The organism is Rhizobium indicum (assembly GCF_005862305.2).
Taxonomy (GTDB): Bacteria; Pseudomonadota; Alphaproteobacteria; order Rhizobiales; family Rhizobiaceae; genus Rhizobium; species Rhizobium indicum.
The window spans coordinates 66,888-93,690 of the sequence record NZ_CP054023.1; the positions used below are offsets into that span (position 1 = coordinate 66,888).

General features: G+C 62.7%; 24 protein-coding genes and 1 riboswitch. Of the genes, 6 read left to right on the forward strand and 18 right to left on the reverse strand.

What is annotated here, in order from left to right:
* Position 1: 1 nt before the first annotated feature.
* From FFM53_RS30065 to FFM53_RS30140, 16 genes are all read right to left on the reverse strand, one after another.
* The gene (locus FFM53_RS30065; protein WP_138389658.1) at positions 2–1,648 is read right to left on the reverse strand and encodes an ABC transporter substrate-binding protein; all 1,647 of its coding nucleotides are present in this window, start codon (positions 1,646–1,648) and stop codon (positions 2–4) included.
* 43 nt (positions 1,649–1,691) lie between these two features.
* Positions 1,692–2,714, reverse strand: coding sequence for a glycoside hydrolase family 3 N-terminal domain-containing protein (locus FFM53_RS30070; protein ID WP_138389657.1), 1,023 nt, complete (start codon positions 2,712–2,714; stop codon positions 1,692–1,694).
* A 22-nt stretch (positions 2,715–2,736) separates the two neighbouring features.
* Positions 2,737–3,216 carry a GNAT family N-acetyltransferase gene (locus FFM53_RS30075; protein ID WP_138389656.1) on the reverse strand — a complete coding sequence of 160 codons (480 nt, stop codon included), beginning with the start codon at positions 3,214–3,216 and terminating at the stop codon, positions 2,737–2,739.
* Between the two features lie 220 nt (positions 3,217–3,436).
* Entirely contained in the window at positions 3,437–4,246 is an 810-nt protein-coding gene (thiD, locus tag FFM53_RS30080; RefSeq protein WP_138389655.1) for a bifunctional hydroxymethylpyrimidine kinase/phosphomethylpyrimidine kinase, read from the reverse strand.
* On the reverse strand, positions 4,243–4,878 hold the full coding sequence (thiE, locus tag FFM53_RS30085) for a thiamine phosphate synthase (RefSeq protein WP_138389654.1): 636 nt from the start codon (positions 4,876–4,878) through the stop codon (positions 4,243–4,245). Before thiE ends, thiD begins: the two co-directional genes overlap by 4 nt.
* Positions 4,875–5,678: a hydroxyethylthiazole kinase gene (gene thiM, locus FFM53_RS30090; protein WP_138389653.1), complete on the reverse strand. Its 804-nt coding sequence runs from the start codon at positions 5,676–5,678 to the stop codon at positions 4,875–4,877. Before thiM ends, thiE begins: the two co-directional genes overlap by 4 nt.
* A 50-nt stretch (positions 5,679–5,728) precedes the next feature.
* A riboswitch (TPP riboswitch) is annotated at positions 5,729–5,825 on the reverse strand.
* 90 nt (positions 5,826–5,915) lie between these two features.
* A complete protein-coding gene (locus FFM53_RS30095; RefSeq protein ID WP_138389652.1) occupies positions 5,916–7,244 on the reverse strand; it encodes a hypothetical protein in 1,329 nt (442 codons plus the stop codon).
* A 9-nt stretch (positions 7,245–7,253) separates the two neighbouring features.
* Complete coding sequence (locus FFM53_RS30100) at positions 7,254–8,930, reverse strand: S8 family peptidase (RefSeq protein ID WP_138389651.1); 1,677 nt, start codon at positions 8,928–8,930, stop codon at positions 7,254–7,256.
* A 132-nt stretch (positions 8,931–9,062) separates the two neighbouring features.
* Entirely contained in the window at positions 9,063–10,751 is a 1,689-nt protein-coding gene (locus tag FFM53_RS30105) for an ABC transporter ATP-binding protein (protein ID WP_138389650.1), read from the reverse strand.
* Positions 10,748–11,692 carry an acetamidase/formamidase family protein gene (locus FFM53_RS30110; protein ID WP_138389649.1) on the reverse strand — a complete coding sequence of 315 codons (945 nt, stop codon included), beginning with the start codon at positions 11,690–11,692 and terminating at the stop codon, positions 10,748–10,750. The genes FFM53_RS30105 and FFM53_RS30110 overlap by 4 nt, the downstream gene beginning before the upstream one ends.
* A 67-nt stretch (positions 11,693–11,759) precedes the next feature.
* Entirely contained in the window at positions 11,760–13,379 is a 1,620-nt protein-coding gene (locus FFM53_RS30115) for an ABC transporter substrate-binding protein (RefSeq protein WP_138389648.1), read from the reverse strand.
* 25 nt (positions 13,380–13,404) lie between these two features.
* Positions 13,405–14,325, reverse strand: coding sequence for an ABC transporter permease (locus FFM53_RS30120; RefSeq protein WP_017958070.1), 921 nt, complete (start codon positions 14,323–14,325; stop codon positions 13,405–13,407).
* Positions 14,325–15,173 (reverse strand): ABC transporter permease, encoded by an 849-nt coding sequence (locus FFM53_RS30125; RefSeq protein ID WP_003547924.1) that lies wholly within the window; start codon positions 15,171–15,173, stop codon positions 14,325–14,327. Before FFM53_RS30125 ends, FFM53_RS30120 begins: the two co-directional genes overlap by 1 nt.
* Positions 15,173–15,757 (reverse strand): ANTAR domain-containing response regulator, encoded by a 585-nt coding sequence (locus FFM53_RS30130; RefSeq protein WP_138389647.1) that lies wholly within the window; start codon positions 15,755–15,757, stop codon positions 15,173–15,175. The genes FFM53_RS30125 and FFM53_RS30130 overlap by 1 nt, the downstream gene beginning before the upstream one ends.
* Positions 15,754–16,887, reverse strand: coding sequence for a transporter substrate-binding protein (locus FFM53_RS30135; protein ID WP_138389646.1), 1,134 nt, complete (start codon positions 16,885–16,887; stop codon positions 15,754–15,756). Before FFM53_RS30135 ends, FFM53_RS30130 begins: the two co-directional genes overlap by 4 nt.
* A 226-nt stretch (positions 16,888–17,113) precedes the next feature.
* Positions 17,114–17,698 carry a DUF1349 domain-containing protein gene (locus tag FFM53_RS30140; RefSeq protein WP_138331395.1) on the reverse strand — a complete coding sequence of 195 codons (585 nt, stop codon included), beginning with the start codon at positions 17,696–17,698 and terminating at the stop codon, positions 17,114–17,116.
* A 227-nt stretch (positions 17,699–17,925) separates the two neighbouring features.
* Here FFM53_RS30140 and FFM53_RS30145 point away from each other — a divergent pair, with 227 nt between their 5' ends.
* The 6 genes from FFM53_RS30145 to FFM53_RS30170 all read left to right on the forward strand — a co-directional run bounded on the left by FFM53_RS30145 (position 17,926) and on the right by FFM53_RS30170 (position 25,036).
* Positions 17,926–19,452, forward strand: coding sequence for an ABC transporter substrate-binding protein (locus FFM53_RS30145; RefSeq protein ID WP_138331396.1), 1,527 nt, complete (start codon positions 17,926–17,928; stop codon positions 19,450–19,452).
* 80 nt (positions 19,453–19,532) lie between these two features.
* Positions 19,533–20,474 carry an ABC transporter permease gene (locus FFM53_RS30150; protein ID WP_011655191.1) on the forward strand — a complete coding sequence of 314 codons (942 nt, stop codon included), beginning with the start codon at positions 19,533–19,535 and terminating at the stop codon, positions 20,472–20,474.
* Positions 20,474–21,343 (forward strand): ABC transporter permease, encoded by an 870-nt coding sequence (locus tag FFM53_RS30155; protein WP_138389645.1) that lies wholly within the window; start codon positions 20,474–20,476, stop codon positions 21,341–21,343. Before FFM53_RS30150 ends, FFM53_RS30155 begins: the two co-directional genes overlap by 1 nt.
* Before the next feature lie 48 nt (positions 21,344–21,391).
* Positions 21,392–21,904 (forward strand): RidA family protein, encoded by a 513-nt coding sequence (locus tag FFM53_RS30160; RefSeq protein WP_138389644.1) that lies wholly within the window; start codon positions 21,392–21,394, stop codon positions 21,902–21,904.
* A 67-nt stretch (positions 21,905–21,971) separates the two neighbouring features.
* Positions 21,972–23,168 (forward strand): aminotransferase class V-fold PLP-dependent enzyme, encoded by a 1,197-nt coding sequence (locus FFM53_RS30165; protein ID WP_138389643.1) that lies wholly within the window; start codon positions 21,972–21,974, stop codon positions 23,166–23,168.
* A gap of 32 nt (positions 23,169–23,200) precedes the next feature.
* Positions 23,201–25,036: an ABC transporter ATP-binding protein gene (locus tag FFM53_RS30170; RefSeq protein ID WP_138389642.1), complete on the forward strand. Its 1,836-nt coding sequence runs from the start codon at positions 23,201–23,203 to the stop codon at positions 25,034–25,036.
* A gap of 41 nt (positions 25,037–25,077) precedes the next feature.
* Here the strand turns inward: FFM53_RS30170 and FFM53_RS30175 are convergent, their stop codons facing one another.
* Together FFM53_RS30175 and FFM53_RS30180 are read right to left on the reverse strand one after the other, a co-directional pair.
* Entirely contained in the window at positions 25,078–25,425 is a 348-nt protein-coding gene (locus tag FFM53_RS30175) for a DUF3088 domain-containing protein (protein ID WP_138389641.1), read from the reverse strand.
* Between the two features lie 58 nt (positions 25,426–25,483).
* Positions 25,484–26,698, reverse strand: a complete 1,215-nt coding sequence (locus FFM53_RS30180) for a polyhydroxyalkanoate depolymerase (RefSeq protein ID WP_138389877.1) — start codon at positions 26,696–26,698, stop codon at positions 25,484–25,486.
* Between the last annotated feature and the right edge of the window lie 105 nt (positions 26,699–26,803).

Here is a 26,803-nt window from a genome sequence, read left to right on the forward strand (position 1 = left end):
CCTACTTGACCGGCTCGAGAGCCAGGAGGTTCAGCAGGCGTGCCGGGTTGGTCCGCGAGATCGACGGATTGACGAAGGGGTTTTCCTTGGTCGACCAGCCGGTGAAGCGCTTGGTGTTGTACTGATACCAGTTCGGATTGTTGAACACCGGAATGACAGGCATGTTTTCAGCGACGATGCGCTGCGCCTTGTTCATCGCGTCCTTCTGCTTGGCAAGGTCGGCGGTATGGGTGAACTCGGTGACGCGTTTTTCGACCTCCGGGTTGAACCAGCGCTGCGCGGTGAAGCGGGTCTTGCCCTTGTCCGAAGCGCTGAAGGCGCGCTTGTAGGGGTAATAGGGCGAAGCCGATGCCGGCAGGCTGTTGATCGCCGCATCGAAGGAGCCGTTGATGAGATTGCCGGTCCAGACGGCTTCCTCCGGCGTTTCGATCTTGGCGTCGATGCCGACCGCCTGCATGCCTTCGACGGCGAGGTTGACGGTGTCGATCCAGTCTGTCCAGGCACTCGGGACGATGATCGAGAAGGAGATCTTGCTGCCGTCCGGATTGTCGCGGAAGCCGTCGCCGTCCTTGTCCTTGTAGCCCGCTTCGTCGAGCAGGGCCTTGGCGGCATCGGCGTCATAGGTTGCGAACTTGCCGAAGTCGGCCTTGACGGACGGGTCCGCCCAGCTCTTGTAAAGTTCGCCCATCAGGCCGGGATCTTCGTTCAGCGTCGGATAGCCGTAGCCGGCGACGTCGATCATCGTCTTGCGGTCGAGCGCCATCGAGACAGCACGGCGGAATTTCAGGTCGTTGAAGGCCTTCTTGTTATTCTCGTTTGCGGTTTCCAGATTGAACAGGAAGGCGACCATGCTGCTCGGCGAATACCAATAGTGAAAATGCGCCGGATCCTTGGAAACATAGACATTGTCGATATCGGGAATGAAGGAGACGCCCCAGTCCAGCGTGCCGTCGGCCGTTGCCGTCAGCATCTGGTTGTTGTCGGCAAGCTGCGGGAAGCGCATGCAATCGACCTTCAGGTGCTCGTTGTCCCAGTAGTTCGGGTTACGGCACTGGTCGTAGGTCTGGCCGGTGAAGCGCGGCACTTCAGTCAGTGGGCCGCTGCCAACAGGGGTTTCGTTGGCGAAGGTGACGGGATCGGCAACATCCTTCCAGACATGTTCGGGAACGATCGGCAGTTGCGAGATCTGCTCGGCGGCGAGCGAGCTCGGATTGGCGAGCGTGAAGCGCACCGTCTGGCCGTCGACCGCTTGGACATCGGTGATGAAGGTCCAGATGCTGACGAAGTCGAGCGCCGGAAATTTCTTCAGGTAGTCATAGGTGAACTTGACGTCGGCCGCGGTCAGCGGCTTGCCGTCCGACCATTTCAGGTTCGGGCGCAGCTTGAAATCGATGCTCTTCAGGTCGTCGGAGAGTTTGAAGCTTTCGGCCAGGCGATAGACCGGCTTGTTGCTGTCGAAGCGGTTGAAAACGACCAGCGGCTCGTAGATGAAGTCGAGTGTCGACTGGCGCGACGAGGTCTGGTTGAACGGGTTGAAGTTGCGAACCCAGGTCGTCGCCGGTTCGATATTTACTGTGAGGACCGTCTGCGCCATGGCAGAACCCGAAAGCAGTGTTAGTGCGGCAGCGGCAAGAAGATATTTTTTCATGTTCTATTCCCCTTTTCTTATGCGGTGAGAGATGAGGTGCCGGTCAGGAGACCAGCGCGCTTGCAAACATGTCTTCGACTTCTGCATGGGCGGCGCGGACATCGATCTTGAGATTGCCGAGGCGGGCCTTGCCGGCAGCGATCCGCTGCACGGCGGCGTCCGTTAGCGGGCGGGCGGCCTTGGAGGCGGCTTCGCTTTCCCTGACGTCACCGTGGCTGTGAAGCGCGATGTCGAAGCCTGCGTCGAGCACCTGTTTGACGCGTTCCGGCAAGGTGCCGGAGAGCGATTCCATGAAGATGCAGTCGGAAATCAGCACGCCGTCGTAGCCCATGTCGTTCCGGATCACGTCGTGCATAACAGGCGAGACCGACGCCGGCAGCTCGGCGTCATAGGCCGAGTAGACGACATGGGCGACCATCGCCCAGGGCGTATCCTTCAGCGCCACGAAGGGCTTGAAATCGGTGGCTGTGAGCGTCTCGCGGCTGGCATTGACGACCGGACGCTCCTTGTGGGAGTCGAGCGTCGCGCGGCCATGGCCGGGAATATGTTTGATGACGGGCATGTTGCCGGTCTCGAGAAGGCCATCGACCACCTCGCGGCCGAGGGCAGCGATGAAATCGGGATCAGGGCCGAAGGAGCGGGCGCCGATGACCGCGCTCGTCGTCTCGAAGACGAGGTCGAGAACGGGCGAGCAGCCGCTCGAAAGGCCGAGTTCCGTCATCATCGCACCCATGGCCTGGGAGGAAAGGCGCAGTGCTTTTTTGCCGAGATCGAAATCGCGGCGTGCAAGTTCGGCAAACTGGCCGAAGCTGCGGAAGAGCGGCCAGGGGCCGGCATCGAGATGCTGCACGCGGCCGCCTTCCTGGTCGGTGAAGACAGGCGCGTCGTCGCGGCCGACGGCTTCGCGGAAGCGCTCGATCAGGCGCCTCGTCTGCTCCGGCTCGCGCTGATTGCGCCGGCCGACGAACAGGCCGAGCGGATTGCTTTCGCGAAAGAGGGCGAATTCATCATCCGAAATAGTGGGATTCGGAAGGCCGACGAAAAGGGCGAGCGGGGTCGAGGACAATTCTGTAACTCCGGTATCATGGTCATTTCGGCGCGCTTCGCAGCATGCCTTCGTAGATGCCCTTATCGGGGGCGGGGATGATGGTTGCGCCTGCGGTCCTGGCGTAGAAATCGACTGGCCCGGCATCGCCGATGAAGGCATAGGCGTGGCCGAGCGTCTTCATGGTCTGAAGGCAGGCGGAAAAGAGAGCGAGCCCAATGCCCTTGCCGCGTGCGTCGGGGTCGACGCCGGTCGGGCCGAAGAAGCCGCGCGCCGTCGTGTCATAGCAGGCAAAGCCCAGGAGCTTGCCGCTTTCGACGGCGATCAGGCAGGCAACGGGCTGGCGAGAGAAGGCGACCGCGACTTCGCTCGCCCAGTTCTCGCTGAACCGTTCGCGAACCCAGCTGACGATAAGATGCAGTTCCGGGGGGAGGGCCGGACGGATGGAGACGCCGACATCGTCGGCTTTACGTTTCAGGTCGGCGAGCTCAGTGGAATATAGGCTCACAAGCAGGTCTGGCACCCGTCACTCCTCCAGTTATTCCGTTATTGCGGAACATATCCCCTTTTAGTGTCATAGACTTGGCCATCTGGCCGGGCTTGTCAACAAGGTTTTTCAAACGGCCAAAGGCACGACCCGCCGCTGTCCCCGGCGTTTCAACGCAAAGTAGGTGCCGAACGCAAAAAAACGGCCCGGAAAGGCCGGGCCGTTTCGATTGGCGGAATATTGGTTGAGCGAGCGGCTATTCGCCCTCTTTCCAAAGCGCATGAAAATGCTGCACCGGGCCGTGGCCGGAGCCGACGGTGAGGTGTCCGGCAGCCGCGACCGCGCCGGCGAGGTAATCCTTGGCGATGGCGACAGCCTCCTGCGCCGAGGCGCCCTTGGCGAGTTCGGCCGCCAGCGCGCTGGAGAGCGTGCAGCCGGTGCCATGGGTGTTCTTGGTCGGCACACGCCTGGCTTCGAACCAGTGCAGGCCGGCGGCCGTGGCAAGCACGTCAGGGCTCTCGTCGCTGTCGAGATGGCCGCCCTTGACCAGCACTGCGGCCGGGCCAAGCGCCCGCAGGCGCTCGGCCTGTTCCGCCATCTCAGCCCGGTTTGTCGCGACCGGCTGGTGCAGCAGGGCGGCGGCTTCCGGCAGATTCGGGGTCAGAAGCGTGGCCAGCGGCAGCAGCCGGCGGGTTAGCACGTCGACCGCTTCGGGCGCGAGCAGGGCGGCACCACCCTTGGCGATCATGACAGGGTCGATGACGATCGGAATGTCGCGGTGGTCAGTCAGCGCGCCGGCAACAGCGTCGGCGATGCCGGCATTGGCGATCATGCCGATCTTGACCGCGTCGACGCGCACATCGGCAAAGACGGCATTGATCTGGTCGGCGACGAATTGCGGCGGCACCAGATGCACGCCGCTGACCCCTTGCGTGTTCTGCGCCGTCAGCGCGGTCAGCACCGCCATGCCGTAGACGCCGCGGGCGGAAAAGGCCTTGAGATCGGCCTGGATGCCGGCGCCGCCGGAGGGATCGGAACCGGCGATCGAGAGAACGTTGCGGATCATGCGCGCACCTTTCGAATTTCTGCAGCGATGCGGCGCGTAGCGGCTTCCGGGTCGGGCGTGCCGCAGATGGCGGAGACGACGGCAAGCCCACTGGCGCCTGCGGCGAACACTTGGACAACATGATCCGCCTTGAGCCCGCCGATCGCGACCGATGGCACTGGCGAGGCCTTTACCAGCCTTGCAAGGCCGTCAAAACCGATCGGCTGCTTGTGATCGGCCTTGGTCGGTGTCGCAAACACCGGCCCGACGCCGGTGTAGTCGACCAAGCCAGGATCGACGGCGTTTGCAAGCGCCTCGCTCTCGACCGACAGGCCAAGGATCATGTCGGCACCGACCATCGCCCGCGCTTTGCGCGCATCCATGTCCTCCTGGCCGATATGCAGGCCGTCGGCGCCGATGGCGACTGCCGCCTCGACGTCATCGTTGACGATGAGGAGGGCGCCGGTCCCATCCAGCGCCTGTTTCAAGGCGCGGCCGGTCTCGATCATCCTGATGGTGCCGGCATGTTTGTCGCGCAACTGCACCATGGTCGCGCCGCCGGCAACGGCAAGGCGCGCGGTCTCCACCATGCCGATCCCCGCGCAGAGATCGGGGTCGAGGACGAGATAGAGCGAAAGGTCGAAAGCCTTCATGCGACCGATATCCTTACTCTGGCGTCAAGCGTTTCGGCGTCGAGCGCGGCCAGCGCATCGAGGAAGCGCCAGGAGAAGGACCCAGGCCCGGCCGCCCCAAGGGCGGCCTCCTCGCCGGCGATGGCGAAGGTTGAGAGCGCTGCGACCGTCGCGCCAAAAATATCCTCCGGCGCCGTCGCGGCAAAGGCGCCGACGAGGCAGGTGAGCGAGCAGCCGAGCGCGGTGACTTGCGGCATCAAGACGGATCCGCCTTCGATGCGCACGGCCCTTTCACCATCGGTGACGAAATCCACGGCGCCGGTCACGGCAACGACCGCCCGCTGCCGCTCAGCGAGCCATCGCGCCGAACCTTCCGCCTGCTCGACCGGATCGCGGCTGTCGACCCCCTGACCGCGGCTTTCTCCGCCGGCAAGCGCGATGATCTCGGACGCGTTGCCACGAATGATGGTCGGGCTGAGCGCCAGCAGTTCGGCGACCGCATTGCGGCGGAAAGCCGTCGCATAATGGGCGACCGGATCGAGTACCCAGGGTTTGCCGGTTGATGTCGCCGCCTTCGCAGCCGCCTGCATGCCGTCGATCCATTGCGTCGACAACGTGCCGATATTGATTGTCAGCGCACTAGCGATCGCGGCGAATTCGCCGGCTTCTTCGGCGGCATGCACCATGGCGGGCGAGGCGCCCGATGCAAGCAGGACATTCGCGGCGATGTTCATGGCGACGTAATTGGTGATGCACTGAACGAGCGGCGGCTTCTCGCGCATCGCCTTCAGCATCGCTCCTGGTGTGGTTTTGGTCTGCATGTGGCCCCTTTCAGGCGGGGGCGGGCACGGGGCGGTTCGTGCGGGCGATGCCGCGACCCCGAGCGACTCCCTCCGCCGGCATTATCCGGTTCAGGTTCGAAGGGTGCTTCTCAGCCCGTCTGTCGACGAACGCCCCTGTCTCTCATCGGGTTTCTTTTCGCAGAGAACAGCGCGCCTGTCACCCCGAAAATGACAATTCCACGACCAACGCCGCCGCGTCTCTTTTACGAAAGGCGATCAGCCGACGATCTTTGCCAGCAGCCGTCCGACATCCTCGTTGGCGACATTGTTATGGGCGTCCGACGCCGCCGTCTTGATGATGTACTTGTCCGCCAGGAAGGTGTTGACCTTGCCGGCCTGCGGCGCAAAGACCGCATCCGTATTGTCCTCGACAGCCTGTCCCGCCTTCAGGTGCTGCGGACCGTTCGCCCCCATCGCCCCGAACTCGTCGTTGGCATCGCCGATGCTCTTGGCGATATCGCGCGACAGGCGCGACGCCAGCGCATAGGCGAGCGTGCAGGCGAGATCGTTGTGGGTGTGGGTGATGCAGGTCGGGCCGGTCGGTTTGCCCACGACGTCGGGGAAGGCGCCGGCAAGGCCCGGCTTGATCTCTTTAGCGAAGCCATTGTGCGAGAAGGCGCCCTGCAGCAAAGTGAGCGAGAAGAATTCCAGCTTCGGGATCGGTGCGAGCCCGTTTGCCGCCGCCGCGACCAGCCGGGCGCCAAAACTGTGGCCGACGAGATGCAGGCGGATCGACTGCTGCAGCACGAGCTTCGACAGCACGCTTTTCGTCAAAGCCTCGCCGACGATGCCGGCGCGTTTCTTCATTTCGTAATAGGTCAGCTGGTTCAAAAACCGCGCTACCGCCGCTCTCGGGCCGGAGATCAGGCCCGAGACGACGTCGCCGAGCCCTTGAGCCTTGCCGACGGAGCTTTCGAGGTTGAATGTCGGCGCCGCGATGAGAGCTTCCATCAGCATTTTGGCGCTGGTGGCATCGTCCGTGGCAAGCGCAATCGGCGCTGAATCCGCTTTGAGTTCGGAATCCGTTCCCGGAGAACCGAGTGCTTCGTTGCCGTTCTTTACGAGGAAAAACGACGTCGTTTCATCGAGCGTCTTCACTGCCGCCCGCGCCTTTTCGGCCGTTGCGGCGCCATCCTGCCCGAAGAAATCCTTGAAATCCTTCAGCACGTTTTTGAAGGCCTCATCGTCAAGATCCTCAGGGTCCGCCGCCGTCCCGTCTGCCGCCAGCGTTCCGCCGCCGCCTGGCGTCACCAGTGTCTGTTCGTCGAAATCGGTGCGATAGGCCTTGGCGGGCCAGACGACGCCGGCGACGACGATGTGGCTCGCCTTGTCGGGCGCAAGCTTCTTGCGGGCGTTCGCCCATAGCGTTCCGTAGAGCTTGCGCGCATCGTCCTTGGTATTCTTCCAGCCATGCGACATGACCACCAGATCGGTCGTTCCGGGCTGGTTGAGCAACGCCGCGAGACTTGTCGTCGTCGCGGGATCGATCGCGCCGTTCTTGTCGAATTCGAGCCATAGGAATGGCGAGGGTCCAAGCGTTTCCATATGTCCTCCTTACACAGCCTGTAGCGTTCGCATCAGATCGAGCAAGCCGGCGCCCTGAAACTCCGGCCGCCGCTTGAGATCGGTCGCAGCACTGACGAAGATCTCTTTGACACGTTCCGGCTGGCCGAGAAATTCACGCCGAACCGAGAGGAACGCGGCGATCGCGCCGGAGACATGCGGCGTCGCCATGCTCGTTCCGGTATCCTCCCGGAACGGCGCTTCGCCTGACTTCGCACCGTTGTAGCGCGCGCATGAGATGATGCGCTCGCCAGGTGCGACGAGATCTGGCTTCATGCGCCCATCCGCGGTTGGTCCCTTGGAGGAAAAATAGGAGACGCCGTAGGTATGCGGCATATCGCGATGCGTCGAGCCGACAGTGATGGCGAGCGCTGCGTTGCCGGGATCCATGATCGTGCCGCTATGGGCCGCGCGCTCCGGCGCGCCTGAGAATTGCGTAACCGTACCGTAGCCGGCATTGCCGGCCGCGACCACGACGCAGACGCCCGAACGCACCAGCCTGTCGACCTCGACGCAGAGCGGGCTTTGCCCTGCCGCGAACCAGACCGGATCGAACGGATAGCCAAGGCTGAGATTGATGCCGTGGATCTTGATGTTGCGCCCGTAGTCGTTCGAGCGCCGGACATAGCCGATCGCAGCCAGCAGATTGCTGAGCTTGCCTTGTTTCTCATTGGCCAGCACTTTCAGGCTCAACAGCTTGCAGTGCGGTGCCATGCCGGTGATGACGCCGTCATGAGTATCCTTGACGGTTGATTTGGTCCCGTCCTCGTTGCGCACCTCCGAATTCACGCAGATCTTCTTGATCGCGTCCGTCTTCGGTTCGTCCAGCACCGATGTACGGCCGGCTATGATGCCGGCAACATGGGTTCCATGGCCGGCACTGTCGATCAGCGCCGCAGCCGACGCCACGGCCGGGTCCGGATTGTCGGCCGTGAAATCCCGATGAAAGAGGCCGTCCGGCAGATCGAGCGTTCTCAGTGTTTTGAAATGCGGATGTGTCCCGTCAATGCCGGTATCGGCCACTGCCCAGACAATGCCTTTTCCGCTGGCTGCGAAGGATGCATGCGCCGCATCGCATTTGATTGTCCTGACGGATTCGTAGACGCAGCGTTTGATCTCGTGATCGCACCAGATCTTGTAGACGAGTGGTGTCTTTTTATTCTTGCTGCCGCTTTTGGTTTCACCCTTATTCTTGTCGTCATCCTTTTTGGGCATTGTCCAGCTCGAAAGCCGGTCAATGGCTTCCCGGGTCAGGGTCGCGAAGGCGTAGCTGTCGGTCCAGAGGGATTTGGCGGCAATCCTGCTGCCATTCGAAAAGATCAGCGAGAGGTCCAGTTTGCTGTCTTCCGAGACCGCAGGCATGCCGAGCGGCGGGGACATGCCGAAACGCCACAGGTTGTTGCTCTCGTCAGTCGCCCCGATCCTGTCGAGATACATCAGGAATGCTTCGAACAAGAGTTGCCGCGCCGCCGTGCCGCCGCCCGGAAAGTCGCGGTTGAATTCGATTATGACATCGAAGTGCTTCGCCTTGCCAATCCCCTTGGGGGGATCCGTCTTGCCTTTCATGAACGAAGAGAGATCGCCCCCGATCCGCGTCTTGACGAGGTTTTCTTGAATATTGCCCTCGGATTTTCTCCGGGGCCGTGCTGGCTGCTGCGCTCTCGCCACGCGGTTCTCCCCCACTTTGGAGAATAGCAGTGACAACCGTAGGTGCAATATATTTCTGAAATGCAGCTCTATATTTACTGAATATCCGAATGACTTTAAGATTGCCGATCTACACTCGCTCCGGCAATGCGCTCATGCATGAACCCCTTTCACCCGATAGACCTCCGGATCGGGGATGGGGACCGCGGCGATCAGCGCGCGGGTGTAGTCATCCCTGGGGTTCTCGAATATCTCCCGCCGCGTGCCGGTTTCGATAATGCGGCCGGCGCGCATGACGGCGACGTTGTGCGACATGCGCTCGACTACGGCCATGTCGTGGGAGATGAAGAGATAGGCGAGCCCCATGGTTTCCTGCAGTTCGAGCAGCAGGTCGAGCACCCGGGCGCGCACCGAGACGTCAAGCGCTGCGACGCTTTCGTCGGCGACGATCAGCTTCGGCTCCAGCGCCAGCGCCCTGGCGATGCAGATGCGCTGGCGCTGGCCGCCTGAAAACTCGTGCGGATAGCGCGTCGCCGCATCAGGCGTCAGGCCGACCCGGCGCAGCAGTTCGGCGACGCGGTCCTGCCGTTCGCTGTGGTTGCCGATACCGTGGATGATCATCGGTTCGCCGATCGCCTTGCCGACGGCCATGCGCGGGTCGAGCGAGGCATAGGGATCCTGGAAGATCATCTGCGCTGAGCGGCGCACGGGCCGCATCTCACGCTGGCTGAGGCCGGCGATGTTGCGGCCGTCGATCAGGACGTTGCCCTTGAAGGGGATGAGGCCGAGCACGGCCTTGCCCGTCGTCGATTTTCCGGAGCCGCTTTCGCCGACGAGGCCGAGCGTTTCACCCGGCAGGATATCGAAGGAAACGCCATCGACGGCAGCGACCGGCGGCTTGCCCTTGAAAAACCGGCTTGCGGCATTGCCGTAGGTGACGGTGAGGTCGCGCACGTTCAGGATCGGCGTGCGGTCCGGATGTAGCGTCTCGACGGCGCGCTGGGTGATGCGCGGCGGGCGGTCGGTGCCGGCAAGTGCGCCGAGCCTCGGGACGGCGGCAAGCAATTGCTGGGTATAGGTCTCCTTCGGCCGCTGGAAGACGGCGAGCGCTGTTCCCTGCTCGACGATTCGGCCATTCTGCATGATGACGACACGGTCGGCCATTTCGGCGACGACGCCCATGTCGTGGGTGATGAGGATGATCGAGGCGCCGAATTCGCGCTTCAACTCGCGCATCAGCCTGAGGATCTGCGCCTGTACGGTGACGTCGAGTGCCGTCGTCGGCTCGTCGGCAATCAGCACCTTCGGCCGGCAGGAGAGCGCCATGGCGATCATCACCCGCTGGCGCATGCCGCCGGAAAGCTCATGCGGATATTGCTTCAACCGCCGGGCCGGCTCGGTGATCTGCACGGCATCGAGCATCTTCAGCGCCACCGCCTCGGCATTGTCGCTGCCCTGGTGCGCGCGGATTGCTTCCGTCAGCTGGTTGCCGACCGACATGACCGGGTTCAGCGAGGTCATCGGCTCCTGGAACACCATGGCGATATCGCCGCCGCGCACGCTGCGCATCGCCCGGTCGGAAAGCGTGAGCAGGTCGCGCTCGCCGAGCATGATGCTGCCGGAGGCGACCCGCAGCGAGGCTTTCGGCAAGAGCCCCATGATCGACAGCGAGGTGACCGACTTGCCGGAGCCGGATTCACCGGCGATGCAGAGCGTTTCGCCGCTTGCAAGCTCGAAGCTGACATCCTGGAGCACCGGCTTGCGGCCTTCGGGTGTGCGGGCATCGACGCTCAGATTGCGAAGGCTGAGCACCGGTGCTGCGGCGGGCATGGCTTCGTTCACGCGAACACGATCCTCGGGAAATAGAAGGAAACCACCCAGTTTGGCTGGTCGACGATTTCGCTGATCCGGAGATCGCCGCAGACCGAGCAGAGCAGATAGGCATCGACGGCGCTCATGCCGTGTTCGGCGCCGAGAAGATCGATCATGCGCATGACGCTTTCGCGCGCCCCGGTCATCAGATCAGGGCCGATGCCTGTCGTCACCTCGTAGCCGGCGCCGTCGAGATGGCGAGTCACCGGTTCGGTCGTGGTGAAGCGCGGCGTCTGCAGCTTGGCGTCCTTGACGAGCTCGATCGTCGCTTCGACGTTCATCTGGCTTTCGATCGCCGTGCCGCAAACTTCGCCATCGCCCTGCGCGGCATGGGTATCACCGATCGAAAACAGCGCGCCGTCGACCTCGACGGGCAGGTAGAGCGTCACTCCCGCCGTCAGGTCGCGGATGTCCATGTTGCCGCCGACGCGGCGCGGCGGAACGACGGAGTGGGTGCCGGGCTCGGCGGGTGCGACGCCGATCGTGCCGGCGAAGGGCTTCAGCGGCACGCGGCCGCCCGGACCGTAAAGGGCGGGCACCATGCTGTTGGCGTCATAGGACCAGACGTGCAGCGCCGGATCCTTGAACTGGTCGGCAAGCAGGCCAAAGCCCGGAATATTGGCCGTCCAGCCGACGCCCGAGGGAATGAACTTGCGCAGCGTCACCTTCAGCGCATCGCCAGGTTTGGCGCCTTCGATATAGACCGGGCCGGAGACGGGGTTGATCTTGCCGAAATCGAGCGCGTTCAGCGTTTCCAGGGTCGCGTCGCTTCCGAGCTGGCCACCCGATGAATCCATGCATTCGAAGTGGATCGTCTCTCCGGGCTTGGCGACGACCGCGGGGGTGAAATCCTTGTTCCAGCCGAAATTATGCTGGGCGCGGTGGATGGTGTGGGTGCAGGCGATGCACATTTCATGTCTCCCTCGACTTTATGACGCCTTCCCGGCGTGGACCGGGAAGGCTTTGTTTCTTCGGGGCTTACTGCTTCACGTAGATCGCGTCGTAATTGATGACGCGGGTCGGATCGATGTAGATGTTGTCAGCACCGCCCATGCGCATCGACTTGGCGACGACGCGACGTTCGTTGATGACGGGAATCCACGGCGCATCGGCCATGATATCGGTGAAGATCTTGCCCCAGGCGGCGGTGCGCTCGGCTGCCTTTGCCGGATCGGACATCGAGTCGGCGGCAACGGCGCGCTTGTCGAGGTCGGCGTTGCAATACCATGACCAGTTCCAGCCGCCCGGGACCGCGCCGGCGCAACCGAGGATCGGGCCGTAGAAGTTGGACGGATCCGGGAAGTCGGCGATCCAGGCCATGCCGCCCGACCAGATCATCGGCGCTTCGCCTTCCGTGCCGCCGGCCGCGATGACGTTTGCCTGGGCGAGCGCCCGGACTTCGGCCTTGACGCCGACGGCGGCCAGATCCTGCTGGATCGCCTGGGCGATACGCGGCTGCGGGTCGGTGTTGGTGGAGTAGAGCACGGTTTCGAAGCCGTCGGGATAACCGGCTTCGGCAAGCAGCGCCTTGGCTTTCGCCACGTCATAGGCATAGCCGGTGAAGGACTTGTCGTAGCCCGGCATCAGCGGCGGCAGCGGCTGATTGGCGGGCGTTGCGCGGCCGTTGAGGATGCGGGTGATGCGCTCCTTGTTGATCGCCATGTTCAGCGCCTGGCGAACCTTGACGTTGTCGAATGGTTTCACCTTGGTGTTCAGCCTGATGTAGCCGGTGTGCAACTGTTCGCCGTCGACAATCATCTGCGCGCCGTCGGCCGAGTTCTTGATTTCGAGGAACTTCGCCGGCGGAATGCCGTCGCCGGCGATATCGACCTCGCCCTTCTGCAGGCGCAAGAGCGCCACCAGCGGCTCCTGGCCGACCTCGACCTTGAAGCTGTCGATATAGGGAACGCCCTTGACGAAATAATCCTTGTTGCGCTCGAAAACGAGCTGCTGGCCGATCGTCCAGTCCTTGAGGATGAAGGTTCCGGAGCCGACCGGCTTCTTGCCGAAGTCGCCGGCGGCCGCCTCGACGGCTTCCTTCGGCACGACCGAGGCGAAGTTGATCGCGAGCACGTGCAGGAAGGTGGCGTCGGGGCGCGAGAGGTTGAAGATGACGGTGCTGTCGTCAGGCGTCTCGATGCCGGAGAGCGTCGTCGTCTTGCCGCCGGTTTCATCCTCGAAGCCCTTGATGGCGCCGAAGAAGCCGGCGCCGGGCCCCTGCGTCTTCGGGTCGACGGCGCGTTCGATCGAATATTTCACGTCGGAGGCGACGAGTTCGCGGCCGTTGGAGAACTTCACGCCCTTGTGCAGCTTGAAGGTATAGGTCAAGCCGTCGGGTGAAACGGTGAAGCTCTCGGCAAGCGAGGGAACCGGGTTCGGCGTGCCGGGCGCATAGTCCATCAGGCGGGAATAGAGGCTCTTGATCATCGACCAGTTGACCCAGTCGTAGCCGATCGCCGGGTCGAGCGTGGTGATGTCGTCCTTGTAGGTGACGACGATATCGCCGCCCTGCTTGGGCGTTTCCTGCGCCATGACGGATAATGGGGCGAGCGCCACCATCGTTGCCATGGTCGTCTGTTGCAGCCAGCGTTTGAACATCTTGGTTCCCCTTCTTTGGTTGCTGTCAGCGTGTGCGGATGCGCGGATCGATGACCGGCGCGACGAGGTCGGCAAGCAGATTGCCGATGATGATGGCGAGCGCCGAGGTCAGCGTGACGCCCATGATGATCGGGATGTCGACCTGCTGGATCGCCTGCCATGCGAGCTGGCCGATGCCGGGCCAGCCATAGACCGCCTCGACGACGACCACGCCACCCATGAACTGGCCGATATCGATGCCGATCATGGCGATGATCGGCAGCACGGCGTTGGGCAGCGCATGCCGCAGAATGACGCGTTTCGAGGAAAGACCCTTGGCGCGCGCCGTGCGGACATAATCCTGGTTCAGCACGTCGATCATCGACGAGCGCACCATGCGGGCGTACCAGCCGGCGCCGCAGATGCCGAGCGTTACGGCCGGCAGGACGAGATGCGAGAAGCTGCCGTAGCCGCTCATCGGAAACCAGCCGAGCGTTGCCGCCAGCAGGTAGAGCAGCAGCAGGGCGACGAGAAATTGCGGTGCGGAGGTGCCGACAAAGGAGGCCATCATCACCATCCGGTCGACGAAGCCGCCGCGGCGCACGGCAGCGATGGTGCCGAGCGTCAGGCCGAGCACCACCTCGACGAAGATGCCGGCAAGCATCAACGTCAGCGTCGCCGGCAGCCGCGCGGCAATCAGCGTCCAGACATCGGTTTTCTGCGCATAGGAGCGGCCGAGATTGCCATGCAGCAGATTGCCGAGATAGGTGCCGAACTGGACCAGCAGCGGCTGGTCGAGGCCGAGCTCATGGCGGATGTTGGCGACCGTCTGGGCGGTGGCGCTGCGGCCGGCGATCATGCGGGCCGGATCGGCCGGAAGGGCGTAGAGCAGCACGAAGGTGATCGCCGCGACGCCGAGCAGGATGAGCGCCGCCTGCGCCAGCCGGCGGAGCATGAGTGATGCCATCAGCCCCTCCCGCGCTGGGTCGGGTCGAGAATGTCGCGTAGCGCGTCGCCGACCAGATTGAAGGAAAGCGCCGTCAGAAGGATGATCGCGCCGGGAATGAAGACCAGCCAGGGGGCGGCCTGGAAATAGCTTTGACTCTCGAAGATGATGTTGCCCCAGGAGGGCTGCGGCGGCTGGACGCCGACGCCGAGAAAGGAAAGTGTCGCCTCGAGCAGCACGGTGGTGGCGATGCCGAGAGTTCCCCAGACGATTGCCGTCGGCATGAGGTGCGGCAGGATATGCATGAAGAGCACGCGCATGTGGCCGGCGCCGAGCGAGCGTTCGGCCATGATGAAATCCCGCTCCACCAGGCCGCGAGTTTCGGTATAGACGATGCGGGCGACCTGCACCCAGTTGACCAGCGCAATCACCATGGCGACGATCCAGAGGCTCGGCTTCAGCAATGCGGCGAGCACGATGGCGAGAAGCAATGCCGGAAATGCCATCATCAGATCGGTGAAGCGCATCAGGATGTTGCCCGCCAGCCCGCGGAGATAACCGGCGACGATGCCGACGAAGAGGCCGATCGTCACCGCGATGCCATTGGCGACAAGGCCGATGATCAGCGAGGTGCGGGCGCCGAAGAGCAGGCGCGAGAAGAGGTCGCGGCCGAGCGTGTCGGTGCCCAGCAGATAGGGACCGCCCGGCGGCAGCGGCGCGCCTTCGAGCGACAGGCCGTCAAACATCTGCTCGTCAGGACTGAACGGCGCGATCCACGGCGCTGCGATGGCGAGCCCGATGACGAGCGTGACGACGATGAGGCCGAAAAGGGCCGTCGGCTGGCGGATCATCTGTTTCAGCACATGCATCAGCCGGCCTCCGGCAGAGGTTCGGCACCCGCCAGGATGAAGGCTGATATCTGCTCCATCGGCAGGCGGCGGCGCATGGCGCAATTGCGCAGGATTGCGTAAGCGCTCTCCTCGTCGATGCCATGTGCGGCCTGCAGCTTTTCGACGGCGGCGTGAACGAGCGGCCGCAGCCGAACGCGCTCTTCGAGATATTGCAGTTTTTCCGCAGTCGCCTTGCGCTCCCGATGAAGGGAGACGGCCATGACAAGCGCCGGATAAACGGCCGATGTGGCGATCGGCTTGGCGATGATCGCACCGGCACCCTGTCCAAGTGCCCAGGCGATGCGGCCGGGCGCTTCCGAACCAAGCAAGGCAACGACGGGGCAGGCAGGCGTTTCGCCGTGCCAGGGCAGCAGATCGTCCCAGCCCTGGTCGGCATCGACGATGACGAGATCGGGCAGTAGTGCCGCGGCCGAGAGCGGCGCCCATTGTAGCGTTGCGTGGATGCCGAGCAGGCGAAGCTGGCGGATCAGCTTTTCGGTGTTGCCGTCCTCGCGATGCAGGACCATCGCCTGCCAGCCGGTGAAATTGGGTGTCTCTCTCATGACACCACCCTTAGCCGTGGAAAGGCCAGGCGGTTGCGGCCGGTCAGATAGGGGTCGGCGGCGAGCGGCGGCCGCGAGGCGACGACATCGAAGCCGTTGTCGGCGTTGATCCGGCCGAGATGGAAGGGCAGGGCGGCATGATTGGTATCGCGGTCGATCGAAAGCGCGCCGAACAGGGTCGGCCAGGATCGATTGTGGAGCTCGCGCCGGACGGCGTCGGGCTCGTCACCGCCGGCGGCGACGATCGCGTCGACGCAGAGCCGGACGGCCGTATAGGCGCTGGCAAAGACGCTGGAGACACGCCGCTCGGCGCCGTGACGCTCGGTGACACGGGCCTTGAAGGCGGCATTTTCCGGGGTCGCGATACTATCGAAATAGGAAGCGGCGCAAAGCTGGCCGGCGGCAGCTCCGGCGGCGATATCGTCGAGTTCGCATTCCATCAGGTCGCAGCTGACTACCGGGCAATTTTCCGCGCGGAAGGCCGGATCGCGATCACCGAGGGCCTTGATCGCCTCCAGGAAGGCGTAGCTCGAGGGGCCGATCAGATTGTTGAGGATGAAGCTCGGGCGGCGCTGCGCGATCTCGGCGACGATGCGTTCGACGGCTGTCTCCTCGAGCGGAAGATAGCGTTCGCCAAGCACCTCGCCGCCGGCATTGGTAATGAGTTCGCGGGCGAGCCGGTTCATCTCCCAGCCCCAGACGTAGTTGGCGCCGACGAGGTAGGGCCTTGCGCCGTAACGCGGGATCAGGTGCTCGAAAAGCGGCAGCAGATGCTGGTTCGGGCAGCCGCCGACATAGATGACGTTCTCGTTGGCCTCGAAACCTTCATAGGGGCACATGTACCAGAGCAGGCCGTCATGTTTCTCGACGAGCGGGATGACTTCCTTGCGCGCCGCAGAGGTGATCGTACCGACGATATGGCGGCAGCCGGCGCGCAGAAGATGGCGCGCGCCATCGAGATAGGCGGCAAGATCGGCATGCGGATCGAAGAAGATGGGCTCAATCGCCACCCCTTCGACGCCGGTATATTCGGCCATCGCGAAATCGGCGCCGTCGCGCGCGTCGCGTCCCATCGAGCCGTAGGGCCCGGTGGTCGAAAAGAGGATGCCGATTTTCAGCGCGTCGTTCATGAAGTGACCACATCAAAAACCCCACGACGCTGATCCCATCGAGCGATGAGGCGTCATGGGGGGCGAAACTGCCCGGGGACTATCGAAGTCATGTAATGTGGAAGGCTCTTTGCCTAATCCGCAGGCTTGAGTAAAATACAGGCAGCTTATCTTTGTCAAGTGTGCTGCGCGGCACTCGCAGCGATTTGATCTTGTTCTTTCGGTAGAGCCGCCAAAGGTCGCTCTTCTAGCTCAAATCATGCAGATCGGTGGTAATCGCCGGGCCGATCGAGAATTCGGAAAAGCGGACCGTCAGTCCGCTGCGCTCCGGCGTGCAGGCCGTGGGTCCGACCTCGTAGTGATCGGCAGCCGGGAAGGGGGCGAGCCGCAGCAGCGGCCAGAAGCTGCCATCGCGCGAAGCCTGGATGCGCATCGCGCCGTTGGCGACGGTGACGCGGATGCGGAAATCTTCCAATTCCCTGAAGGGCTGAGCGACGGACCAGTCGGACTTGCCGTCGGTGACGACGGTGCTGAGGTAGGCTTCGCCGTCGGTGAACTCGACGCCTGTTTTCACCCAGCGTCTCTCGTCGATGCGCACCATCAGGCCGGCCTGGTCGTAGAGCGTGCGGAATTCGCCCCGGACGCGGATCTGTGCGGTGAAGCTGTCGGTGGTGGGAAAGGCGAGGAAGTGGCCGCTGTCACGGGTGAAGCCGTAATGGGTCTCCCGCCAGAAATCGGTCTTCTCATCGGTGGTCAGGGTGAGGCCGGTTTCGGTCGCCTGCCAGTGTGACGGCTCGTTCAGCCATTTGCCGTCGTTGAAATCGATGCTCATCCTGTTCTCCCGTTCCGTTGAAGCCTCACCGCAGTGCGATTGACTCACCTTGGCATAATGCGCGGTCTTGTTGCAGGCGGGGCGCAGCCAAAGATTGTGTGTTTTTCGGCGTCCCGGTATCCGCCGAGCGCATAATCCGTCGCTCCTGCTTGACAGGATCGATCCATCTCCTATTCTGTTACAAAAAGATGAATTACATAATTGTGGAACTAAACGGGAGCCTTCACATGAAAACACTGGTCGCATTCCTTCTCGGCACCGCGCTCGTCGCCCTGCCTTCGACGCTCCTTGCCCAGGAAAAGGGCGGCGTCATCAATGTCGCGACGATCGGCGAGCCGCCGACGCTCGATCCGATGTCGTCGACGGCCGATCTCGTCGGCATCGTCACGCAGCACATTTTCGAAACGCTCTACACCTTCGACAAGAGCTGGAACGTCACGCCGCTTCTCGCCGAAAGCCTGCCTGAGATCAGCGCCGACGGCAAAACCTATACGATCAAGCTCAGGACCGGCATCAAGTTCCACGACAATACCGACATGACCTCGGAAGATGTCGTTGCTTCGCTTGGCCGTTGGATGAAGATCGCCTCGCGCGGCAAGCAGGTGGCCGGCTTCATCGATAAGGTCACCGCCGCCGATCCGGCGACCGTGACGATCACGCTTAAGCAGCCCTATGCGCCGCTGACTTCGCTGCTCGCCTTCAACAATTCGGCTGCGATCATCATCCCGTCCGAAAAACAGGACGAGCCGATGAAAGACTTCATCGGCACCGGCCCCTATATGCTGAAGGAGCGCAAGGCCGACCAATACATCCAGCTCGTCCGCTTCGACGGCTACAAGTCCCGCGAAGGCGACAGCAACGGTTATGGCGGCGCCCGCCACCAGTATCTCGATGAAATCCGCTTCGTGCCGGTGCCGGATCCGAACACTCGCGTCGAGGCCGCCGTTTCCGGCCAGTACGACTACGTCGACTCGATCCCGGTTGAATCCTACGACAAGCTGAAGGCCTCCACCGCCTCGCAGCCGATCATCCTGAAGCCCTTCGGTTATCCCGTCTTCGTCTTCAACACGAAGGAAGGTATTGCTGGGAATGTCGAGGTTCGCAAGGCGATCCGCCAGGCGCTCAGCATGGAAGACATGCTGGCGGCGGCTTTCGGCAGCAAGGATTTCTACGCGCTCGACGGCGCCATCTATCCCAAGACCTTTGCCTGGTCGACAGATGCTGGCGTCGAGGGCGCCTACAACGTCGCCGATCCGGAAGGGGCGGCGGCTGCCGCCAAGAAGGCCGGCTACAACGGCGAACCGATCCGTATCCTGACCAGCCGCCAGTATGAGTTCCACTACAAGATGGCGCAGGTCGCCGCCGAATATCTGAAGCTTGCCGGCTTCACCGTCGATATGCAGGTTGTGGACTGGGCGACGCTGACGCAGCGCCGCACCGATCCGAAGCTCTGGGATATCTACATCACCCATAGCCCCTTCCTGCCGGAGCCTGCCCTGATCGGCTCGCTCTCAACCAGCTCGCCGGGCTGGTGGGATACGCCGGCCCGCAAGGCCGCCGTCGATGCCTTCACCTCGGAAGTCGATCCGAAGAAGCGCGTGGCGCTCTGGGCCGATGTCCAGAAGGCGATCTATGTCGACGCCCCCTTCATGAAGATCGGTGACTTCAACGCCGTTTCGGCAGAGTCGACCAAGCTTGAAGGTGTCGATCCGGCTCCGTGGCCGTATTTCTGGAATGCTTCCATCAAGAAGTAGGCATCGCCACCGATACCGGCCATTCCTGGTCGGTATCGGTCTTCTTTTTTGCAGCATCTGCAAAGGTTTACCAGGCATTCATGATACGCTACATCCTCCAGCGCCTGTTCGGCATGATCGTCGTGATGTTTCTCGTCGTCACGATCGTCTTCGTCATCGTGCGCGTGACGCCGGGAGATCCCGCCGCAGTGATGCTCGGGCCGGATGCGACGCCGCAGGATATTGCCGATCTCAGATCCCGGCTCGGCCTCGATCAGTCGCTCGGCCTGCAATATGTCTATTATATCGGCCAGATGCTGAGAGGTGATCTAGGCCAGTCGATCTTCCTCAACATGCCTGTCACCTCGGCCTTGCTCGACCGGGCCGAGCCGACCTTCTTCCTGACTTTGTTTTCGCTCGCCATTGCCAGCATCATCGCCCTGCCGATCGGCATCTATGCCGCCTATCGGCGCGGCTCCTTCATTGACCAGGCGGCAACGACGCTCGCCATGTTTGCCGCCAGCATTCCGAGCTTCTGGCTCGGCCTGATCCTGATGCAGTTCTTCGCCGTCAGGCTCAACCTCTTCCCGGTCTCGGGTTATGGCGGTCCGGGCTCGACCTTTCTCGATCGGATGTATCATCTGACGCTGCCTGCCTTTGCGCTCGGCATCGTCTCCTCGGCGCTGATCCTGCGTTTCACCCGCGCGTCGATGCTCGATGTGCTTGGCGACGATTATATTCGCACGGCGCGCGCCAAGGGGCTGATCGAGCGCCGGGTCATTCTCAAGCACGCTCTGAAGAATGCGCTGATCCCGATCCTGACTGTGATCGGCCTGACGGCAGCGGTGCTGATTTCAGGCGCCGTCGTCACCGAGACCGTCTTCGGCCTGCCGGGTGTCGGCAATCTCGTCGTCTCCGCTGTTCTGCGCCGCGACTATCCCGTCATCCAGGGGGCGCTGCTCGTCATCGCCGCCCTCTACGTGCTGATCAATTTTGCGATCGACATGCTCTATCTGCTGATCGATCCGAGGGTGCGCTACTGATGGCCGATATCGCGATCAAATCCGCCGAAGGCGAGGGCAGCAAATTCGCCAGGCGCCTGCTTAAACGCAAGACGGTCGCCTTGGGCCTGCTGATCCTGACGATCTTCGTGCTTCTGGCGGTCTTCGCTCCTGTTGTCGCGCCCTATTCGCCGTCGAAGCTTTCCATCGTCAATCGGCTGAAGCCGCCGAGCGGCACCTTTTTCTTCGGCACCGATGAGTTCGGCCGCGACGTCTTTTCGCGTACGATCTTCGCCGGCCGCCTGTCGCTGCTCGTCGGTGTTGCGGTCGTGACGCTCTCGGCCATAATCGGCGTGACGCTCGGCCTGCTTGCCGGCTTCTTTCAGAAGCTCGATACGCCGATTGCCCGATTGATCGACGCGATGATGGCGTTTCCGGATATTCTGCTGGCGATTGCGCTCGTTGCTGCCCTCGGCCCGTCGCTGACGACGGTCATCATCGCGCTGTCGATCGTTTATGCGCCGCGCCTTGCCCGCATCGTTCGCGCTTCGACGCTGGTCATTCGCGAACTGCCCTATGTCGAGGCGGCGAGGGCGCTCGGCATTTCGACCTTCCACATTATGACACGGCATGTGCTGCGCAATCTGCTGTCGCCGATCCTGGTGCAGGCGACGTTCCTCTTCGCCAGCGCCATGCTTGCCGAAGCCGGCCTGTCTTTCCTCGGCCTTGGCGTCAGCCCCGAAATCCCGACCTGGGGAACGATGATCGCCGCCGGCCGGCAGTATATCGGCCAGGCCGACTGGATGACGCTGTTTCCCGGCGTCGCCATCATCCTCTCGGTGCTGTCGCTGCAGATGGTCGGCGATGGCCTCAGAGACATGCTCGATCCAAGACTGCGCAAGGATCTTTAATTCACCGACCAAGTCGGCCCAACCGAAATTCGCCAAATCGAAAATTGCATGACAGGAGTTTGCGTGAATCAGTTTCCCACCGCCGCCGGCAAGGTCGAGAACTCACCTTACGAACGGCTTGCCGCCCTCGGCATTGCGCTTCCGCCGCCGCCGCCGCCGATTGCCAATTTCGTCACGCACGTGATCGAAGGCAACATGCTCTATCTGTCCGGCCAGGGCCCGCGTGAGGCCGACGGCTTCATGCATGCCGGCAAGGTCGGCGGTGGGGTCAGTGCCGAGGAGGCCTACGGCCATGCGCGGCTGACCGGCATCAACCTGCTTGCCGTGATGCAGGACGCGCTTGGCGATCTCTCCCGCGTCAAGCGGGTGGTCAAGCTGCTCGGCATGGTCAATGCCGTGCCTGATTTCGAAGATCATCCGAGCGTCATCAACGGCTGCTCGGATCTGCTGATAGAAGTCTTCGGTCCGGCCGGCGAACATGCCCGCTCGGCCGTCGGCTTCGGCTCGCTGCCCGGCAACATTACCGTCGAGATCGAGGCGATCGTCGCCTTGCACGGATGACGGAACTCGACACACTTGATCGTCCGCCCCATGTTTCTTTTTTCGACCCAGACTCCTGGAGATCTCCATGTCCACTGATATCCGCCCGTCGCTTGGCCTTCGCCCTGTCATCAATGTATCGGGCACGATGACCAGCCTCGGCGCCTCGATCGTCGTTCCCGAAGCGATCAGCGCGATGGCATCGATCCTGCCGCACTTCGTCGAGATCAACGATCTGCAGCGCAAGGCAAGCGGCGTCATCGCCCGGCTGACCGGCGGCGAGGCGGGCTTCGTCACCGCCTCCTGCTCGGCCGGCATTTCGCTGGCCGTCGCCGGCGCAATCACCGGCAACAATCTGCTGGCGATCGAGAGGCTGCCGGATGTGGTGCCGGAGAAGAACGAAGTGCTGGTGCAGATGGGCCATGTGGTGAGCTATGGCGCACCCGTCGACCAGGCGATCCGGCTTGCGGGCGGCAAGGTGGTGCTTGTGGGGCAGGCTACCTCGACGCACCGCTTCCACATGGAAAACGCCATCACCGACAAGACCGCAGCCGCCGTCTATGTCGTCTCCCACCATGTCGTCGATTACGGCCTTCTGAACCTCAAGGAATTCGTCGAGATTGCCCATGCCAAGGGCGTGCCCGTCATCGTCGACGCGGCCTCGGAATATGACCTGCGCATCTTCCTGGAGCAGGGAGCCGATATCGCGCTCTACTCCGGCCACAAATTCCTCGGCGGCCCGACCTCGGGCATCGTTGCCGGCAGGAAGGAGCTGGTGCGCCATGCCTTCCTGCAGAACATGGGCATCGGCCGCGGCATGAAGGTCGGCAAGGAGAGCATCTTCGGCGTCATGGCAGCACTCGAAGCCTGGGAAAACCGCGACCATGCCGGCATCCGGGAACGCGAGACCGGCTATCTCAACCTGTGGAAGCGCACGCTCGACGGCCGCCCCGGCCTCACCGCGCTTATCGAGCCCGATCCGACCCACAATCCGCTCGATCGGCTACGCCTGATCGTCGATTCCGAGCAGGCCCATATCACCGCCTGGGATCTGGCCGATGCGCTTGCCAAGGGCAGCCCGCCGATCATTGTGCGCGACCATGAGGTGGAGCACCGCTATTTCTACCTCGATCCGTGCAACCTGCACCCGGGCGAGGAGACGATTGTCGCGGAGCGCCTTGCGCAGGAACTCGATAAGGCGCGCGCCTCCAACGAGATCATCGCGACGCCGATCGAGAACCGCAGCAGGCACCGCTTCGACGGTGCGCTGCGCTGGCCGGATTGATCCGCCGCTTACCCGTCGCAAGAGGAACCGCCATGGCTAGCGCCCAAACCCAACCGATCCAGACGACGGCCGACGTTCTTTCCGTCGAAAGGCTGACGACATCCTTCCTGGTGGACGGCGTCTGGAAACCGGTCGTGCGCGATGTTTCCTTTACTGTGGCACCGGCGGAGACGGTGGCGATCGTCGGCGAATCCGGTTCTGGCAAGAGCGTCACGTCGCTCTCGATCATGCGGCTGCTGCAGGCGGACACGAGCCGTGTCGAGGGCCGCGTCATGCTCGGCGGACGCGATCTCCTGGCATTGCCGGAAAATGCCATGCGGCAGGTGCGCGGCAATGAGGTGGCGATGATCTTCCAGGAGCCGATGACATCGCTCAATCCGCTCTTCACCATTGGTGACCAGATTTCCGAAGCCTTGCTCTGCCATTCCGATATGAGCAGGGCTGATGCCAAAGCCGAGACGATAAGGCTGCTGGAAAAGGTCCGCATCCCCTCTGCCGCCTCGCGCTTCGGCGAATATCCGCATCGTTTTTCCGGCGGCATGCGGCAGCGGGTGATGATCGCCATGGCACTCGCCAGCCGGCCGAAGCTCTTGATTGCCGACGAGCCGACGACGGCGCTCGATGTGACCATCCAGGGCCAGATCCTCGATCTCATCAAGATGCTGCAGGACGAGGAGGGGACCTCCGTCCTTTTCATCACCCATGACATGGGTGTCGTTGCCGAGATCGCCGACCGGACGGTGGTGATGTATCGCGGCGAACAGGTGGAAAGCGGCGCCACCGCCGATATCTTCCATCGCGGCAAACATCCCTATACCAGAGCACTCCTATCAGCCGTGCCGGTGCTCGGTTCGATGCAGGGCCGGCAAAGGCCGCTGCGCTTTCCCGTGGTCAATACCGCAACGGGTGAATCGGACATTCCTGCCGAAGTCGCCGATACGGTGGCAGCGACGCCGGTGCTGCAGGTGAAGAACCTCACCAAGCGTTTCGACATCCATTCCGGCCTGTTCGGCCGGCTAACCAGCCGGGTGCACGCGGTCGAAAACGTCTCCTTCGATCTTCACGCCGGCGAGACGCTGTCGCTGGTCGGCGAATCCGGTTGCGGCAAATCGACGACCGGCCGCGCCATCATGCGGCTGATCGAGCCGCAGGCCGGTTCCGTTCTCGTCGAGGGCAGGGAGGTGCTCGGCCTCGACAGGAAGGATCTGCGCGAGATGCGTAAATCGGTGCAGATGATCTTCCAGGATCCCTTTGCCAGCCTCAATCCGCGCATGACGGTCGGTGCTGCGATCGCCGAACCCTATCTCGAACACAAGATGGGCAATTCAAAGCAGGCAAAAGACGTCGTCGCCGATCTGCTGGTGAAGGTCGGTCTGTCGGCGGATATGGCCGCGCGTTACCCGCATGAGTTTTCCGGCGGCCAGCGCCAGCGCATCTGCATCGCCCGCGCGCTCGCCTTGCAGCCGAAGGTCATCGTCGCCGATGAAAGCGTCTCGGCGCTCGACGTCTCGATCAAGGCGCAAGTCATCAACCTGATGCTCGACCTGCAACAGAGCCTCAACCTTGCCTTCCTGTTCATCTCGCACGACATGGCGGTGGTCGAGCGTGTCAGCCACCGTGTGGCGGTGATGTATCTCGGCGAGATCGTCGAGATCGGCCCGCGATCCGCAGTCTTCGAAAATCCACAGCATCCCTATACGAAGAAACTCATCGCGGCAGTGCCCGTGCCCGATCCGGACCGTCGCCATGAAAAGCGGATGGTGGCGAATGACGAGATCAAGAGCCCGATGCGCCCGGTCGACTATCAAACGCCGAGCGCCTCTTACCGGGAGGTCGGGCCGGGGCATCTGGTGATGGCCGAGCGGTAGTCGAAGGCCGGATAGCCGGATCGGCCTAACGAGCAGAAGTTTCAAGGGTGAGGATTTGGGAATCCATGCCTTTCCGACAGGGCGGCCAGGATATTGTCCTTTTCGGAGATAAAGGCCCGCCCGCGGTACACGCCGGTTTGGTGGACGGAGGTTGCTCCGTCTGCAAGCAAAAGTAGGGGCAGTGACTGATTTTCCTCTCCAACCAGTTCGATGACCGGCAATCTTGGGCGAGGCCATGCAATTCGCTCGATATCAAGTCCTTGCGCGAAGTCCGGAAAGGATGCCAGCACGCCTTCCATGAGCGCGCAATGCCAGCAGTAAAAACGTTGTCCTGGGTAGGCGGGATCTTCGAAGCCCGGGCGAAGTATAAAGAGCCTATCCCTGTTCATCGCACATTTCCCTTTCACATTGACGTGGCACGCCGATCGCTTCCGGATCTGACGGGCGCTATTCCATCGCCAGGATCATGTTGCGCACGACCGGGTAGATTTCTCCCTCCCAGCGGCGGCCGCTGAAGACGCCGTAATGCCCGACATTGGCCTGAAGATGATGGCGCTTCAGATGCGGGCGCAACGCACGACAGAGATCGTGCGCGGCCGAGGTCTGGCCGAGCGCGCAGATGTCGTCGCGCCCGCCCTCGACGGTCAAAAGCGCCGTGTTGCGGATCTGGCCCGGGTCGACCTTGCGGCCATGGTGGGTGAGGTCGCCGGTCGCGAGTTCCGCCTTCTGGAAGACGCGTTCGATGGTTTCGATGTAGAATTCTTCGGTGAGGTCGAGCACGGCGAAATATTCGTCGTAGAACTTCTTGATCTTGCCGGCTTCGGCCGTCTCGCCCTTCGCCAAATGGTCGTAGAGCCTGCGATGGGCGTCCTGGTGGCGCTGCATGTTCATCGACATGAAAGCGACGAGCTGGAGGAAGCCGGGATAGACCCGCCGTCCCGCACCCCGATAACGCCAGGGAACGCCTGTGATCAGCGAATTCTCAAACCAGGCGAGCGATTTCGACACGGCAAGCTCGTTGACCTTCGTCGGGCTCTCGCGCGGATCGATCGGCCCGGCCATCAGCGTCATGGTGCGTGGGGTGGCGGGATGCCGCTCTTCCGACATCACGGCAACGGCGGCCAGCGCCTGCACGCAGGGTTGGCAGACGGCGAGGATATGAGCGCCCGGACCGATCTCCTCCAGGAAATGCATGATATAGTCCACATAGTCGTCCATGCCGAAGCGTCCGGCCGACAGCGGCACGTCGCGGGCATTGGCCCAGTCGGTGATATAGACGTCATGATCGCGCAGCAGGGTCTGCACGGTGCCGCGCAGGAGTGTGGCGAAATGGCCGGACAGCGGTGCGACGACCAGCACCCGCGGCCGCTTTGCATCGGTGTCCGTTGCAAAACGAAGGAGCGTGCCGAAGGGCATGCCGAGCACGGTCTCGACGGTGACGGGCACCACGCGATTGCCGATCATGACTGAGTCTATGGCGAAATCCGGACGTTGGTGGGTGATCTCGAAGCGTGAGATCATCTCCAGCGCGGCGGCGAAGTGCCGTCCCATTTCGCTGCCGGATCCCCAGAGCGCTGTCGCGGAGAAGATCTGCAAGCGCCGCGCCAGATCGCGGAGCGGCGCGATGAGATCATCCTGGAACTGATAGGCCTGGTAGAGCATGGCCGAAATCTCCCGCACTGCCGCATCGATGCGGCGGTGCAAAAAATGCTAGTGGAATATGTCCTACCATGCGAGAAGATTATCGAGGAAGAAGCAACATTGTCC